We start from the raw sequence: 15307 nt of genomic DNA, 5'->3' as shown, positions 1-15307 counted from the left end.
ATACGCTGGCCGCGGAAAAGCGTCGCGGGAGCGACGAAGAATAAGCTAGCGCCGGGCCCATGCCCGGCGTCTTTCCATTCCGGCAACGCGATGCCTGTGCGGGCCGCGCCGCTGCAGCCGAGCATGGCTCGGCTCTACAACATCCTGTCATGACCCGAATTCAGTTCCGCCGCCTGGATGGCATCCTGCTGCTCGACAAGTCGACCGGCATGAGCTCCAACGCCGCCCTGCAGGTGGCGCGCCGCCTGTTCCGTGCCGAGAAGGGTGGCCACACCGGCAGCCTCGACCCGTTGGCCACCGGCCTGCTGCCACTATGCTTCGGCGAGGCCACCAAGATCGCCGGCCTGCTGCTGGGTTCGGCCAAGGCGTACGATGCCGAGATCGTCCTCGGCCAGACCACGGATACCGATGATGCCGAGGGCCAGGTGCTGGTGCAGCGCCCGGTGCCGGCGATCAGCGCCGAGGCCCTGCAGGCTGCGCTGGCGCCATTGACGGGGAACATCCGTCAGCGGGCTCCGATCTATTCGGCGCTGAAGCAGGGCGGGGAACCGCTGTATGTGAAGGCCCGCCGCGGCGAGGCCATCGAGGCTCCGGAGCGCGAGGTCCAGGTGCACGCGATCGAGGTGCTCGAACAGCTGCCCGGGCGCCTGCACCTGCGCGTGACCTGTGGCTCCGGCACCTATATCCGCAGCCTGGCCCGCGATCTCGGCGAACGCCTGGGCTGTGGCGCCCACATCAGCGCGCTGCGCCGGCTGTGGGTCGAACCGTTCCGCGCGCCGGCGATGGTCACCCTGGACCAGTTGCGGGCGATGGCCGAGGCCGGCGACGAGGCGGGCATGGACGCGCTGCTGCTGCCGCTGGCAGCCGGCCTGGCTGGATACCCGCGGGTCGACCTCGATGCCGGGCAGACCCACCGCTTCTGCGTCGGCCAGCGCCAGCGTGACGCGTCCTGGCCGCATGGCCTGGTGGCCGTGTTCGGTCCGGACGATGCTGTCCAGGGCCTGGGCCAGGTCGACGACAGTGGCCTGCTGGCCCCGCAGCGCCGTTTCAACCTCTGACCGGGGCAGGGTGGTTCAGCCCCGGTCCTTGTCCCGGAAGCCCCTGGCCGTTACAATTTCGCGGCCGTTTTCTGGCAACCTGCCTCGCGCAGGTTTCATCCTCGTAGTCCACGGCGAGCCTGGCGGTGCGCGAAGCGCGTTCCTGCCGGCCACGCATCACAGAGAAAAAAGAAATGTCGATCGACACCCAGAAGGTCATTGAAGACAACAAGCGCAGCGCCGCTGACACCGGCTCCCCGGAAGTCCAGGTTGCCCTGCTGACCGCCCGCATCGAACTGCTGACCGGCCACTTCAAGACCCACAAGAAGGATCACCACAGCCGCCGCGGCCTGCTGCAGATGGTCAACCGCCGTCGCAGCCTGCTCGACTACCTGAAGAAGAAGGACGTCGAGCGTTACAAGGCCCTGATCGAAAAGCTTGGCCTGCGTCGCTAAGCAACGAATCCCCCGCGGCGCAGCGATGCGCCGCGGTTTTGTTTTGTAGCACCGCAATCCCCGATTCAGGCCGGAACGATCCGGCCACCCGCTGGCGGCAAGGGTCGCCGACGGTCCAAATTCGCAGACAGCATCCCCAAGGACACCCTCCGTGGCAAAAATCACCAAAACCTTCCAGTACGGCAAGCACACCGTCACGCTTGAGACCGGCGAAGTCGCCCGCCAGGCCAGCGGCGCGGTCATCGTCAAGATGGACGACACCGTACTGCTGGTCACCGCCGTCGCCGCCAAGAGCGCGCGCGAAGGCCAGGACTTCTTCCCGCTGACCGTCGATTATCAGGAAAAGTTCTACGCCGGCGGCCGCATCCCGGGTGGTTTCTTCAAGCGTGAAGGCCGTGCGACCGAGAAGGAAACGCTGATCTCGCGTCTGATCGACCGTCCGATCCGTCCGCTGTTCCCGGAAGACTACAAGAACGAAGTGCAGATCATCGCCACGGTCATGTCGCTGAACCCGGACGTGGACGGCGACATCCCGGCCCTGATCGGCGCCTCGGCTGCGCTGGCCCTGGCCGGCACCCCGTTCATGGGCCCGATCGGCGCTGCCAAGGTCGGCTACAAGAACGGCGAGTACATCCTGAACCCGACCGTCAGCGAACTGGCTGACTCGCAGCTGGAACTGGTCGTTGCCGGTACCTCCAACGCCGTGCTGATGGTCGAATCCGAAGCCGCGCTGCTGTCCGAAGAAGTGATGCTGGGCGCCGTGACTTTCGGTCACCGCGAAATGCAGAAGGTCATCAACGCGATCAACGAGCTGACCGTCGAAGCTGGCACCAAGCCGTCGACCTGGGAAGCCCCGGCCAAGAACGACGCGCTGATCTCCGCGCTGAAGGAAGCCATCGGCCCGCGCCTGGGCGAAGCCTTCCAGGTGCGCGACAAGCTGCAGCGCCGTGACGCCATCTCGGCGATCAAGAAGGACGTGTTCGAAGCCCTGGCGGGCCGCGTGGCCGCCGAAGGCTGGAACCCGGCCGAGCTGTCGAAGGAATTCGGCGAACTGGAATACCGCACCATGCGTGACTCGGTGCTGGACACCAAGGTCCGCATCGACGGCCGTGCGCTGGACACCGTCCGCCCGATCACCGTGAAGACCGGCGTGCTGCCGCGTACCCACGGTTCCTCGCTGTTCACCCGTGGCGAAACCCAGGCCATCGTGACCATCACCCTGGGCACCGCCCGTGACGGCCAGGTCATCGACGCCGTTGCCGGTGAGTACAAGGAAAACTTCCTGTTCCACTACAACTTCCCTCCGTTCTCGGTGGGCGAATGCGGCCGCATGATGGGCCCGAAGCGCCGCGAAATCGGCCACGGTCGTCTGGCCAAGCGCGGCGTGCTGGCTGTCATGCCGTCGCTGGAAGCCTTCCCGTACACCATCCGCGTCGTTTCGGAAATCACCGAGTCGAACGGTTCCTCGTCGATGGCCTCGGTCTGCGGCTCGTCGCTGGCGCTGATGGACGCCGGCGTGCCGGTGAAGGCTCCGGTGGCAGGCATCGCCATGGGTCTGGTCAAGGAAGGCGACCGTTTCGTGGTCCTGTCCGACATCCTGGGTGACGAAGATCACCTGGGCGACATGGACTTCAAGGTGGCCGGTACCGCTGAGGGCATTTCCGCCCTGCAGATGGACATCAAGATCGAAGGCATCACCGAAGAGATCATGAAGCAGGCCCTGCAGCAGGCCAAGGCTGGCCGTCTGCACATCCTGGGTGAAATGGCCCACGGCCTGACCGCTCCGCGTGAGGAGCTGTCGGACTACGCGCCGCGCCTGCTGACCATCAAGATCCACCCGGACAAGATCCGCGAAGTGATCGGCAAGGGTGGCTCGACCATCCAGGCCATCACCAAGGAAACCGGCACTCAGATCGACATCCAGGACGACGGCACCATCGTCATCGCGTCGGTCAACGCCATCGCTGCCCAGGCTGCCAAGGCCCGCATCGAGCAGATCACCTCGGACGTCGAGCCGGGCCGCATCTACGAAGGCAAGGTCGCCAAGATCATGGACTTCGGTGCGTTCGTTACCATCCTGCCGGGCAAGGACGGCCTGGTCCACGTGTCGCAGATCTCCAGCGAGCGCGTCGAGAAGGTCGGCGACAAGCTGAAGGAAGGCGATGTGGTCAAGGTCAAGGTGCTGGAAGTCGACAAGCAGGGCCGTATCCGCCTGTCGATGAAGGCAGTCGAAGAGGGCGAAGGCGCCAGCGCCGAATAATCGGTACTGCTGATCGTGCGGTGGGTGAGGACCGTTGGTCCTCACGCTTTCGCAAATGAAAAAGCGGGCTTCGACCCGCTTTTTCTTTGCCTCGATGTTGTGAAGGGAAGCTCATCCAGGTCGCTGCATGTCCTGCTGCAGTGCATGATCGCCGCCACGCGGCCATCGTTCTGTCACGGTTGCACGGATCGCACCTGTCCATGGGACGACATGCCGCGACATCCGCACCACAGCCCCATCGGTTTGCTAACGTGACGGCGCCTTTGAACCGGGAGATCCCATGTTCCGCCAGACCGTGGCCGTCCTTGCCGTGCTGATTGCCGGTGCCCTGCCCATTGCCGCGCACGCAGCGCCCGCACAGCCGCCGATCTTCGGCGCCTACTACCCTGGCGGATCGGCCGAGCGCTATCCGGTGTCGAGCATTCCGGCCGAGCGCCTGACCCACCTGTTCTACGCGTTCTCCACCATCGAGGACGGCCGCTGCACGGTCGGTGCGGAAGCGCCGAAGAATTTCGCCGCACTGGCCGAACTCAAGAAGGCGCATCCGCACCTGCGCACGCTGATTTCGATCGGTGGCTGGGGCGCGGGTGGGTTCTCCGATGCAGCGCTGACCGAGGCCAGCCGCAGGCGCCTGGTCGATTCGTGCATGGCGCTGTTCTTCGAACGCCACGCCGGCAGCTTCGATGGCGTGGACATCGACTGGGAATTCCCGGTCAGTGGCGGACCGAAGGAGCTGGCGCATCGCCCGCAGGATCGCGCCAACCTGACCCGGCTTGCGCAGTCCTTCCGCCAGGCACTCGATGCACGCGGTCGCAAGGTGGGCCAGCCGATGCTGCTGACCGCCGCGTTGGCCGCCGGCCGCCTGCAGACCGACGGTCCCTATGATCCAGCGGCGAGCTACGACCTGCCGGCGCTGGCCAGGGTGTTCGATTTCATCAACCTGATGAGCTACGACATGGGCACCGGCTTTTCGTCGGTGTCGACCTTCAATGCGCCCTTGCATGAAGTGCCGGCCGATCCGCTGGCGCCGGAGCTGCGCCGCTGGAACAACGTGGCCGGCGCCGTGCAGTACTACCGTGAACATGGCGTGCCGGCCGACAAGCTGGTGCTGGGCGTGCCGTTCTACGGGCGCGGCTTCAAGGTCACCGGCGATGCACCGGACGGCCTGTATCAGCCCTACAGTGCACCGGCCGATGCTGGCGACTGGCGGGTGATCAAGGCGCGCTATCTCGACCAGCCGGGTTGGACCAGGCACTGGCAGCCGCAGGCGCAGAGCCCGTGGCTGTACAACGCCGGGCAGAAAATCCTCATCAGCTATGAGGACCCGCGTTCGATCGGCCTGCGTGCGCAGTTCGCCCGCGAGCAGGGCCTGGCCGGAGTGTTCATGTGGGAGCTGACCGGTGACGACGATCAGGCCAGCCTGCTCAACGCCATGCTCGGCCCGTGGCAGAAGGCGCGCATCGGCGATTGAGTCGCCTGCTGGCACCGGGCCGATGCCCGGCGCCATGCCGCAACGCCAGCGACCCGACACCGCACAGTGCGATGACGCCGGCGGCGCTACGCTTTGCGCATGATCCATCTCGAACGCCTGGACCACCTGGTTCTCACCGTCGCCGACATCGAACGCAGCTGTGACTTCTACCAGCGCGTGCTCGGCATGCAGGTCGTACGCTTCGGCGCGGGACGTAGCGCGCTGCAGTTCGGCCAGCAGAAGATCAACCTGCATCCGGCCAATGCGCCACTGCAGCCGCATGCGCTGCGACCCACGCCGGGGAGTGCCGATCTGTGCCTGGTCACGCGCACAGTGATGGTCGATGTGCTGGCACACCTGCAGGCGCAGGCCATTGTGGTGGAGGAGGGGCCGGTCGCGCGTACCGGTGCGCTGGGACCGATCGAATCAGTGTACTTCCGCGACCCGGATGGCAACCTGATCGAAGTGAGTCGTTACCCGGGCGAAGAGCGCCCGCAGCGGTAGCGCCGGCCCGTGTCCGGCGACGCTTCAGTTCGCCCAGACGCTGTTCGGATCGCCGTTGCGGGCGCGGCGCTGGCTGGCGACGGCCAGGCGGGCGAAGCCGAAGGCCATGGCCAGCGCGATGGCATCGATCCAGAACAGCGGCCACTGGCCACGCGCGGCGGCGCGCCACAGCCAGTCACCATTGAGTGCACCGTGCAGGACCGGCACCAGTGCAGTGCTGATCGCTGCGGCCCACAGCAGTTCGCGCGCGGCCTGCGCGGGGCGGCGCAGTGCAGCCCACAGCGCACAGGCTGCCCAGCTGCCGAAGCAGGCCCAGCGGATGCCGTGGTCGACCGCCGACGGTGCCAGCCGCTCCAGCACCAGTGCGGTGACGAACGCGATCGAGATCGCCACGCACAGGCCGATGCACACCCCGACCGTGGCCCGCGCCATGTTCACACCGGCACGTGGCTGTTGTGGCTGGCGACGCTTGCGCCGCGACTCGATCCACAGCAGGTTGCCGGAGTAGAACAGGAACGCACCGCCGAGGCCGAGCAGGAAGTACAGCCAGACCACCACGCCGTTGCCGAACTCACCGAAGTGCAGCGCGTAGGCGGCGCTGAGCGTGGCGTGGTTGGCGTCGCGCTGGCCCGGCAGCTGCGACGCGAGCAGGTTGCCGGTGGCGACGTCCAATGCCACGGCACCAAGCGGGCCGAGGGTGCCACTGGCCTCGCCGGTGATCTCGATCGTGGCGTTGGCATCGCCGCCATTGGCCAGCTTCAGGTAGGCCGGTTCAAAGTTGGCCACGCCCTGCGCGCGGGCCACTTCAAGTGCGCGCGCATGCAGCACGCGCAGGCTGCCCGGTGGTGCCGGAATCCCGCTGGCATCGCGCACCGGCGCAGTGTCCATCGCGGTCGGTACCGCTTGCAGCGCCTTGCCGTCGTAGATCAGCGGATTGAGCAGGGCCATCTGCACGAACACCAGGCACAGCAGGGCGCCCGTGACTGCGAACATCAGGTGGAAAGGCAGGCTGAGCACGCCGATCACGTTGTGCGCGTCCTGCCACAGCTGCTTCAGGTTGCGGCCCGGGCGCAGCGCGAACAGGTCGCCGAACAGCCTCGGCAGGTGGATCACCAGGCCGCTCAGCAGCGCCATGCCATACAGCAGGCTGACGATGCCCATCACATAGATGCCGGCCACCGGCAGGCCGAGGCTGTAGTGCAGTTCGTTGACCAGTTCTGCCAGTCCGGTCTGCGGCGGCGAGGTGCTGCCGGCGATCTGGCCCGGCCAGGCGTAGCGCCAGCTGCCGTCATCGGCCTGCCAGTACGCCAGGGGCTGCGGGTGTTCGGTGCCGGGGAAGGTCATGCCAACGTGGCGGCGGGCCTCCGGGTGTGTCGCCAGTACGTCTTCCAGCAGGTACTGCGCATCGTCCAGGCCCGCCGGCAAGGCGGTGGCTGCGCCCGGGGTCTGCCACAGCGGCAAGTCGTGATGGAACAGGGTCAGCGCACCCGCATAGAAGGCCACGAAAAGGCCGAAGCCGGCGACCAGGCCGACCCAGGTGTGCAGGGTGGTGAACGTGCGCAGCGTCTGCGAACTGAACTTCATGGGGGAGCTCTCATTGCACCGCGCCGGTCAGGCGCAGCAGCCCGAGCACGGCGAAGCCGGCCGCGGCGCTGCCACCCAGAACCAGCCAGGCGCGCAGTGCGCTGCGGAAGCTGAACGCCCACAGGGCGGCCAGCATCCATAACGGGATGAAGGCGATCAGGGTCGGCACCAGTGCGCGCTGCCACGGGCCGGGCGGCAGCCAGGCCAGCAGGCCGGTGGCGGCGGCCGCAAGCAGGAAGCCAGCGATGATGCCGGCGAAGGCGCGCGGCCACATCAGGGTGACTCCGTGCCCGGGCGATGCCAGGCGGCCAGCGCCGGCAACAGCATCGCAGCGAGCATCCAGGTGCACAGCATCGCCACCAGGCCGGCAGCGAAGCCGAGTTCGGCCATCCACAACCACAGGGCAGCAGCGGCGGCGACCAGGCCGATCTGGCGGCCGAGACGACCGGCACGGCGCAGGCGGGGCCAACGGCAGTGCGGCGAGGCGGCATAGAAGGCCAGTGCCGAAAACATCGCTGCCAGCATGCCCAGGCTGCAGAAGCCCAGGGTGGAAAGGCCGACGGTGATCATTGCGGGCGGGCGCCGCGGCAGTGGGCCGGCGAACGCGGGGCACGGGCGGGGCCGGCGGGAGCCGGTCGGAGCGGGTGGCGCATCACGAGGTCCTGGGGGAAGCGGGCAGGCTGGCACGGGGCGGGCTGCGCGGACATGGTAATCATTGCGTTTTCACGCCGCCAGCGCCGGCCATTCAGCGGACCGCACGGCAGCCCTTGGGCTTTCCGGTGCGCTGGTTTAAGATCGTCGCAGACTCCTGACTGGAACAAGGTGGCCCGCGCCCAGCGCCGGCCGAGCGTGCGACATGAGCACTACCACCGCCCACTGTTGACCTGCCCCCGAAGGCCCTGTGTTCCAGGCGCCCTCGCGGCGCTTTTTTATTGCCCGGGCCGCGGCCCGGGAACGCTTTCCAGCCCGCCCCGCGGGCCCCGCACGAAGCCACTGCGATGATCAACATTACCCTTCCCGACGGCAGCCGCCGCGAGTTCGAAAATCCCGTCAGCGTCATGGACGTCGCCCAGTCGATCGGTGCCGGCCTGGCCAAGGCCACCATCGCCGGTTCCGTCGATGGCGTGCTGGTCGATGCCAGCGACGTCATCGACCACGATGCCAGCCTGCGCATCATCACCGCCAAGGACGAGGAGGGCGTGGAGATCATCCGCCACTCCTGCGCCCACCTGGTCGGCCACGCCGTCAAGCAGCTGTACCCGGACGTGAAGATGGTGATCGGCCCGGTGATCGCCGAGGGCTTCTACTACGACATCTATTCCGAGCGCCCGTTCACGCCGGACGACATGGCCGCGATCGAGAAGCGCATGGGTGAACTGATCGCCCAGGACTACGACGTCATCAAGAAGATGACGCCGCGCGCCGAGGTGATCGAGATCTTCAAGGCCCGTGGCGAGGACTACAAGCTGCGCCTGATCGAAGACATGTCCGACGACATCCAGGCGATGGGCATGTACTACCACCAGGAATACGTGGACATGTGCCGGGGCCCGCACGTGCCGAACACGCGCTTCCTGAAGGCCTTCAAGCTGACCCGCATCTCCGGCGCCTACTGGCGCGGCGACGCGCAAAACGAGCAGCTGCAGCGCATCTACGGCACCGCCTGGGCTGACAAGAAGCAGCTGGAGGCGTACATCAAGCGCATCGAGGAAGCCGAGATGCGCGACCACCGCCGCATCGGCAAGCAGCAGGACCTGTTCCACCTGCAGGAAGAAGCCCCGGGCCTGGTGTTCTGGCACCCGAAGGGCTGGGCACTGTGGCAGGTGGTCGAGCAGTACATGCGCAAGGTCTACCGCAGCAGCGGCTACGGCGAAGTGCGCTGCCCGCAGATCCTGGACGTGAGCCTGTGGAAGAAGTCCGGCCACTGGGACAACTACCAGGACAACATGTTCTTCACCGAATCGGAGAAGCGCACGTACGCGGTCAAGCCGATGAACTGCCCGGGCCACATCCAGGTGTTCAACCAGGGCCTGCACAGCTACCGCGACCTGCCGATCCGCTACGGTGAGTTCGGTTCCTGCCACCGCAACGAGCCGTCCGGCGCGCTGCACGGCATCCTGCGCGTGCGTGGTTTCACCCAGGACGACGGCCACGTGTTCTGCACGGAAAACCAGATCGAGTCGGAAGTGACGGCCTTCCACCAGCAGGCGCTGGCGGTTTACCGGCACTTCGGCTTCGACGAGATCCAGATCAAGATCGCGCTGCGTCCGGAGTCGCGCCTGGGTGACGACGCCACCTGGGACAAGGCCGAAGGCGCGCTGCGCTCGGCGCTGACCGCCTGTGGCGTGGAATGGCAGGAGCTGCCGGGCGAGGGTGCCTTCTACGGCCCGAAGATCGAGTACCACCTGAAGGACGCGATCGGCCGTACCTGGCAGCTGGGCACCATGCAGGTCGACTTCATGATGCCGGGCCGCCTGGGCGCCGAGTACGTGGACGAGAACAGCCAGAAGAAGCACCCGGTCATGCTGCACCGCGCCATCGTCGGCTCGATGGAGCGCTTCCTGGGTATCCTGATCGAGCACCATGCCGGCCAGTTCCCGGCCTGGCTGGCACCGACCCAGGTGGTGGTGGCCAACATCACCGACGCCCAGGCCGACTACGTCTCGGGCGTGACCAAAACCCTTGCGGAGCAAGGCTTCCGCGTCAGCTCGGATTTGCGTAACGAGAAGATCGGCTATAAAATCCGCGAGCATACGTTGCAGCGCGTGCCCTACCTGCTGGTCATCGGTGACCGCGAGAAGGAGAATGGGGCTGTGGCGGTGCGTACGCGTTCTGGCGAAGACCTGGGCAGCATGAGCCTGCAGGCCTTCATCGAGCGGCTCCAGGCCGAGGGCGCGTAAGCAAAGGTCCGGTCCGGGCGCACAGGCACCCGGACCGGTTCGATACCCTTGGGAGAACGTAATATCAGCACCCCTGACAACAAACAGAACCGCAAGAATCAGGAAATCCGTGTGCCGCGCGTCCGCGTGATCGGCAGTGACGGAGAAATGATCGGCGTGTTGTCGCGCGACGAAGCGCTGTCCATGGCCGAAGATGAAGGCCTGGACCTGGTCGAGATCCAGCCGCAGGCCGATCCGCCGGTCTGCAAGATCATGGACTTCGGCAAGTTCAAGTTCGAAGCGCAGAAGAAGGCCAGCGAGGCCAAGAAGAAGACCAAGCAGGTCGAGATCAAGGAAGTGAAGTTCCGTCCGGTCACGGACGAGGGCGACTACCAGATCAAGCTGCGCAAGATGCGCGGGTTCCTTGAAGAAGGCGACAAGATCAAGGTCAACATCCGCTTCCGTGGCCGTGAAATGAGCCACCAGGAACTGGGTCGTGAAATGGCCAACCGGATCGAGGCCGATCTGGGCGAGGACATCGTCATTGAATCCCGTCCGCGCCTGGAAGGGCGTCAGATGGTCATGATGATCGCGCCGAAGAAGAAGACCTGAGGCCGGACGGGCCGCCTTCCGGGGCGCCTGGCTGAATGGTTCAGGATAAAGGGACGCCGCTGGCGTCCCTTTGCTTTTGCAGGATGCCGGTGAAGTGCCGGCGAAAGGGCTGCAGGGGCTGGTGGCAGGGCGGTTTTGCCTGTATCATGCCCGGCTCGACCCACCCAGGACGGGTCGTACGCCGATCATGGCAGGACGGAAAGAGCGGCCCAGGCCGCCGCCAGATCAGTCAGAAACCAGGGTCATATCCCATCAAGGACATTGCAATGCCCAAGATCAAGACCAACCGGGCAGCGGCCAAGCGTTTCCGCAAGACCGCCTCGGGCAAGTACAAGTGCGGCCACGCCAACCGTAGCCACATCCTCACGAAGAAAGCGACCAAGCGTAAGCGTAATCTGCGTCAGACGGGCCATGTCCGTGCAGAAGACGCAGGCCGTCTGGACCGCATGCTCCCTTACCTCTGAGGAACTGAAAAATGGCACGAGTTAAGCGTGGCGTACAGGCGCGTCGCCGCCACAAGAAGATTCTGGATCTCGCCAAGGGCTATTACAACGCCCGTCGCAAGGTCTTCCGCGTCGCCAAGCAGGCGGTCATCAAGGCACAGCAGTACGCCTACATCGGCCGTAAGCAGAAGAAGCGCAACTTCCGTTCGCTGTGGATCACCCGTATCAATGCGGCTGCCCGCATCAACGGCCTGAGCTACAGCCGCTTCATGAACGGCCTGCTGAAGGCTGGCATCACCCTGGATCGCAAGGTCCTGGCTGACATCGCCGTGCACGACGCAGCCGGTTTTGCTGCGCTGGCCGAAAAGGCCAAGGGCGCGCTGGCGGCATAAGTCCTTCCCGATGCCGTAACCGTTCACTCGGAACGGTGTCAGGTCAAGGCAATGCATGGGGAAGGGCGCAAGTCCTTCCCCATTCTTTTTTGGGTTCCGGCGAGGCCATGGCGGCAGCGCGGGGACGGCGGTGGCGACAGGGGTCGGCCCTTCGCGCATCGCGATGGCAGATCGACTGGAGTTCCGGCCCCCCATGAGCGACATCCAATCCCTCACCACCCAGGCGCTGGCCGATGTGGCCGCCGCACAGAGTCCCGACGTGCTGGAACAGCTGCGCGTGGCCCTGCTTGGCAAGAGTGGCAGCATCACCTCGCAGCTCAAGCAGCTCGGCGCCCTGCCGGCGGACGAGCGCAAGGCCGCTGGTGAAGCGATCAACCAGGCCCGCGACGCGCTGACCCGCGCGCTGGGCGAGCGCAAGGCGCTGCTGGAAGACGCAGCGCTGGATGCGCGCCTGGCCGCCGAAGCCATCGACATCACCCTGCCGGGCCGCAACGGCGACCGTGCCGGCCTGCACCCGATCACCCGCACCCTGGAGCGCATCACCGGCATCTTCGGCCGGCTGGGCTACGAGCTGTCGGAAGGGCCGGAGATCGAGGACGACTGGCACAATTTCGAGGCACTGAACTTCCCGCCGCACCATCCGGCGCGCGCCATGCACGACACCTTCTACTTCGGCGACGGCCGCCTGCTGCGCACGCACACCTCCGGCGTGCAGGTGCGCTACATGGGCGACCACGCGCCGCCACTGCGCATGATCGCCGCCGGCAAGGTGTACCGCAGCGACAGCGACCAGACCCATTCGCCGATGTTCCACCAGGTGGAAGGCCTGCTGGTGGACGAGCATTCGACCTTCGCCGACCTGAAGGGCACGCTGGCCGAGTTCGTGCGCGCGTTCTTCGAGCGCGACTTCGAGATGCGCTTCCGCCCCAGCTATTTCCCGTTCGTGGAGCCGGGCGCGGAAGTGGACATTGCCTGGCAGCAGCCCGACGGCAGCACCCGCTGGCTGGAAGTGCTGGGCTGCGGCATGGTCCATCCGAACGTGCTGCGCAACGTCGGCATCGATCCGGAGCGCTACACCGGCTTCGCGTTCGGCATGGGCGTGGAGCGTTTCGCGATGCTTCGTTACGGCGTCAACGATCTGCGCGCGTTCTTCGAGAACGACGTGCGATTCCTGAAACAGTTCGCGTAAGCCGCAACCATGTAGAGCCGAGCCATGCTCGGCTGCTCCTAAATTCGCAGGCCCAGGCGCATGCGCCGGGCCCACCAGGGTGACACCATGAAATTCTCCGAAAACTGGCTGCGCAGCCAAGTCCCGACCGGCGCCTCGCGCGATGAACTGAGTGCAGTGCTGACCGCCATCGGCCTGGAAGTGGAAGAAGTGACCGCGCTGGGCGAAGGCCTCGATCACGTGGTCGTGGCGCGCATCGTCGAGGCCGTGCGCCATCCCGAAGCTGATCGCCTGCAGGTGTGCAGGGTCGATGCCGGGCAGGGCGAACTGCTGCAGATCGTCTGCGGCGCACCGAACGCGCGCCCGGGCCTGGTCGCGCCGCTGGCCATGGTGGGTGCGCAGATCGGCGAGCTGAAGATCAAGCCGGCCAAGCTGCGCGGCGTCGAGTCCAACGGCATGCTGTGCTCGGCCAAGGAGCTGGGCCTGGACAACGATGCCTCCGGCCTGCTGGAGCTGCCCGATGACGCGCCGGTCGGCCAGGCCCTGGTCGACTACCTGGGCCTGCCGGACGCCAGCATCGAGATCAAGCTGACCCCGAACCGCGCCGACTGCTTCAGCCTGCGCGGCATCGCCTATGACGTCGCCGCCGCCACCCGCAGCGAAGTGCTGGACTTCGCTGCCGAGGCCATTCCGGCAGTCGGCAGCCGTGAGCTGAGCATCCAGCTCGACGCCGGCGCCGAAGCGCCGCGTTACCTGGGCCGTGTCATCGAGGGCGTCAACGCCGCCGCCAAGACTCCGTTGTGGATGGCCGAGCGCCTGCGCCGCAGTGGCGTGCGTCCGGTCTCGCTGCTGGTCGACATCACCCAGTATGTGATGCTGGAGCTGGGCCAGCCGATGCATGCCTACGACCTCGGCACCCTGCAGGGCAGCATTGCCGTGCGCCGTTCGCGCGCGGGCGAGACGCTGAAGCTACTGGACGGCCGCGATGCCGCGCTGGACGACAGTTTCCTGGTGGTCACCGACGCCGATCGTGCGATCGGCCTGGCTGGCCTGATGGGCGGCTTCGACACCCGTGTCACCGACGCAACCACCGCCGTGTTCCTGGAAGCCGCGCACTTCGCACCGGCTGCGATCATGGGCCGTGGCCGCAAGCTGGGCCTGCACACCGATGCCGGCCACCGCTTCGAGCGCGGCGTCGATCCGGCGCTGCCGCGCATCGCGATCGAGTACGCCACTCGCCTGGTGCTGGACCTGGCGGGCGGCACCCCGGCGCCGGTTACCGAGGCCGTGCGTGAAGCCGATCTGCCGCAGCCGGCAACCATCGTGCTGCGCCGCGCCCGCATCACCCGCGTGCTCGGCATCACCATCGACGATGCGGAAGTCGAGCGCATCCTGCGCGCGCTGGGCATGGACGTGGTTGCTGCTGCCGACGGCTGGCAGGTGGTCGCGCCGAGCCGCCGCTTCGACATCGCCATTGAAGAAGACCTGATCGAAGAGCTGGCCCGCATCCACGGTTACGAGCAGATCCCGACCACGCTGCCGGGCGGTGCCGCCCGCGTGGCGATGCCGAGCGAGACCCAGCTGGACGCGCTGAGCGTGCGCCGCCAGCTGATCGCCCGTGACCAGCAGGAAACCGTCAATTTCGCCTTCGTCGACGATGCGCTGCTGGCCCAGTGGCAGCTGCGCGACGGCCTGGTGCCACTGGCCAATCCACTGTCGGCCGAACTGGCGGTAATGCGTCCGTCGCTGCTGCCGGGCCTGGTCGCCACACTGGGCCGCAACGCCGCCCGCCAGCTCGGCCGCGTGCGCCTGTTCGAGCTCGGCCGCGTGTTCGCCCAGCAGGCCGGAGATGGCCAACCGGCACCGCTGGAAACGCCGCGCGTGGCGGCAGCTGTCTGCGGTGACGCTCAGGCGGTGCAGTGGGGCCTGCCGACTCGCAAGGTCGACTTCCATGACCTGAAGGGCGACCTGGAATCGCTGGCGGCTGCCAGTGGTGCGGTACTGGAGTTCCGCCCGTCGGCCCGTGCCTACGGCCACCCGGCGCGGTCGGCCGAGGTGTTCCGCGATGGCGTGGCGATCGGCTGGATCGGCCAGATCCACCCGCGTCTGGCCAAGGCGATGGATATCGAGGCCGATGTCTACGCCTTCGAGCTGGATCTGGAGCCGCTGGCCGCCCGTCGCCTGCCACGTGCCGGCGAGCTGTCGCGCTTCCCGGCGGTGCGTCGCGACCTGGCGTTCCTGGTGCCTGAACAGGTGGCCTGGGCCGATCTGGCGGCGACCGTGCGCCAGGCCGCCGGCCCGCTGCTGCGCGACCTGAACCTGTTCGACCGTTACGTCGGCCAGGGCGTCGAGCCGGGATTCAAGAGTCTCGCTATGGGCTTGATTTTGCAGGACAAGTCGCGCACTCTGACGGACCGCGACGTGGATGCGGTGGTGGCCGAGGCGGTCACTGCCATCGAGCGTGAACACCACGCCCGGATCCGCGGCTGAGCGGGCGGCACT

General features: G+C 66.7%; 14 protein-coding genes. 11 read left to right on the top strand and 3 right to left on the bottom strand.

The genetic code is table 11. The annotated features are described in order from the left end of the window. Window positions 1–149: 149 nt before the first annotated feature. The 5 genes from truB to ABGA94_RS08340 all read left to right on the top strand — a co-directional run bounded on the left by truB (window position 150) and on the right by ABGA94_RS08340 (window position 5727). Window positions 150–1058 carry a tRNA pseudouridine(55) synthase TruB gene (gene truB / locus ABGA94_RS08360; RefSeq protein WP_005417888.1) on the top strand — a complete coding sequence of 303 codons (909 nt, stop codon included), beginning with the start codon at window positions 150–152 and terminating at the stop codon, window positions 1056–1058. Window positions 1059–1231: 173 nt separating this feature from the next. Then, window positions 1232–1492: a 30S ribosomal protein S15 gene (gene rpsO / locus ABGA94_RS08355; protein ID WP_005417886.1), complete on the top strand. Its 261-nt coding sequence runs from the start codon at window positions 1232–1234 to the stop codon at window positions 1490–1492. 151 nt (window positions 1493–1643) lie between these two features. Further along, entirely contained in the window at window positions 1644–3752 is a 2109-nt protein-coding gene (gene pnp, locus ABGA94_RS08350; protein WP_005417884.1) for a polyribonucleotide nucleotidyltransferase, read from the top strand. A 280-nt stretch (window positions 3753–4032) separates the two neighbouring features. Next, window positions 4033–5223 carry a glycoside hydrolase family 18 protein gene (locus tag ABGA94_RS08345; protein ID WP_005417882.1) on the top strand — a complete coding sequence of 397 codons (1191 nt, stop codon included), beginning with the start codon at window positions 4033–4035 and terminating at the stop codon, window positions 5221–5223. 99 nt (window positions 5224–5322) lie between these two features. Then, a complete protein-coding gene (locus tag ABGA94_RS08340) occupies window positions 5323–5727 on the top strand; it encodes a VOC family protein (RefSeq protein ID WP_005417880.1) in 405 nt (134 codons plus the stop codon). Between the two features lie 24 nt (window positions 5728–5751). On the opposite strand, the gene ABGA94_RS08335 is transcribed toward ABGA94_RS08340, so the two are convergent. The 3 genes from ABGA94_RS08335 to ABGA94_RS08325 are packed head-to-tail and all read right to left on the bottom strand — an operon-like array spanning window position 5752 to window position 7881. After that, the gene (locus ABGA94_RS08335) at window positions 5752–7311 is read right to left on the bottom strand and encodes a PepSY-associated TM helix domain-containing protein (RefSeq protein WP_375366990.1); all 1560 of its coding nucleotides are present in this window, start codon (window positions 7309–7311) and stop codon (window positions 5752–5754) included. A 10-nt stretch (window positions 7312–7321) separates the two neighbouring features. Continuing rightward, on the bottom strand, window positions 7322–7585 hold the full coding sequence (locus ABGA94_RS08330; RefSeq protein WP_049413666.1) for a hypothetical protein: 264 nt from the start codon (window positions 7583–7585) through the stop codon (window positions 7322–7324). Further along, window positions 7585–7881 carry a hypothetical protein gene (locus ABGA94_RS08325; RefSeq protein ID WP_005410439.1) on the bottom strand — a complete coding sequence of 99 codons (297 nt, stop codon included), beginning with the start codon at window positions 7879–7881 and terminating at the stop codon, window positions 7585–7587. Before ABGA94_RS08325 ends, ABGA94_RS08330 begins: the two co-directional genes overlap by 1 nt. A 428-nt stretch (window positions 7882–8309) precedes the next feature. Between ABGA94_RS08325 and thrS the strand changes: the two genes are divergently transcribed. The 6 genes from thrS (at window position 8310) to pheT (ending at window position 15295) form a co-directional block, all read left to right on the top strand. Continuing rightward, the gene (gene thrS / locus ABGA94_RS08320) at window positions 8310–10211 is read left to right on the top strand and encodes a threonine--tRNA ligase (RefSeq protein ID WP_005417872.1); all 1902 of its coding nucleotides are present in this window, start codon (window positions 8310–8312) and stop codon (window positions 10209–10211) included. Window positions 10212–10259: 48 nt separating this feature from the next. Then, window positions 10260–10802: a translation initiation factor IF-3 gene (gene infC / locus ABGA94_RS08315; protein WP_080104334.1), complete on the top strand. Its 543-nt coding sequence runs from the start codon at window positions 10260–10262 to the stop codon at window positions 10800–10802. Between the two features lie 266 nt (window positions 10803–11068). Next, window positions 11069–11266 carry a 50S ribosomal protein L35 gene (gene rpmI / locus ABGA94_RS08310; protein ID WP_005410436.1) on the top strand — a complete coding sequence of 66 codons (198 nt, stop codon included), beginning with the start codon at window positions 11069–11071 and terminating at the stop codon, window positions 11264–11266. An 11-nt stretch (window positions 11267–11277) separates the two neighbouring features. Next, window positions 11278–11637 carry a 50S ribosomal protein L20 gene (gene rplT / locus ABGA94_RS08305; RefSeq protein ID WP_005410435.1) on the top strand — a complete coding sequence of 120 codons (360 nt, stop codon included), beginning with the start codon at window positions 11278–11280 and terminating at the stop codon, window positions 11635–11637. A 193-nt stretch (window positions 11638–11830) separates the two neighbouring features. Next, entirely contained in the window at window positions 11831–12826 is a 996-nt protein-coding gene (locus ABGA94_RS08300; protein WP_005417865.1) for a phenylalanine--tRNA ligase subunit alpha, read from the top strand. A gap of 87 nt (window positions 12827–12913) precedes the next feature. Continuing rightward, a complete protein-coding gene (gene pheT, locus ABGA94_RS08295) occupies window positions 12914–15295 on the top strand; it encodes a phenylalanine--tRNA ligase subunit beta (RefSeq protein WP_375366988.1) in 2382 nt (793 codons plus the stop codon). Window positions 15296–15307: the final 12 nt, after the last annotated feature.

It is taken from the genome of Stenotrophomonas sp. 3diitr2024 (genome assembly GCF_042136455.1).
Classification (GTDB): domain Bacteria; phylum Pseudomonadota; class Gammaproteobacteria; order Xanthomonadales; family Xanthomonadaceae; genus Stenotrophomonas; species Stenotrophomonas sepilia.
This window is presented reverse-complemented; position numbering and strand designations above follow the sequence as displayed.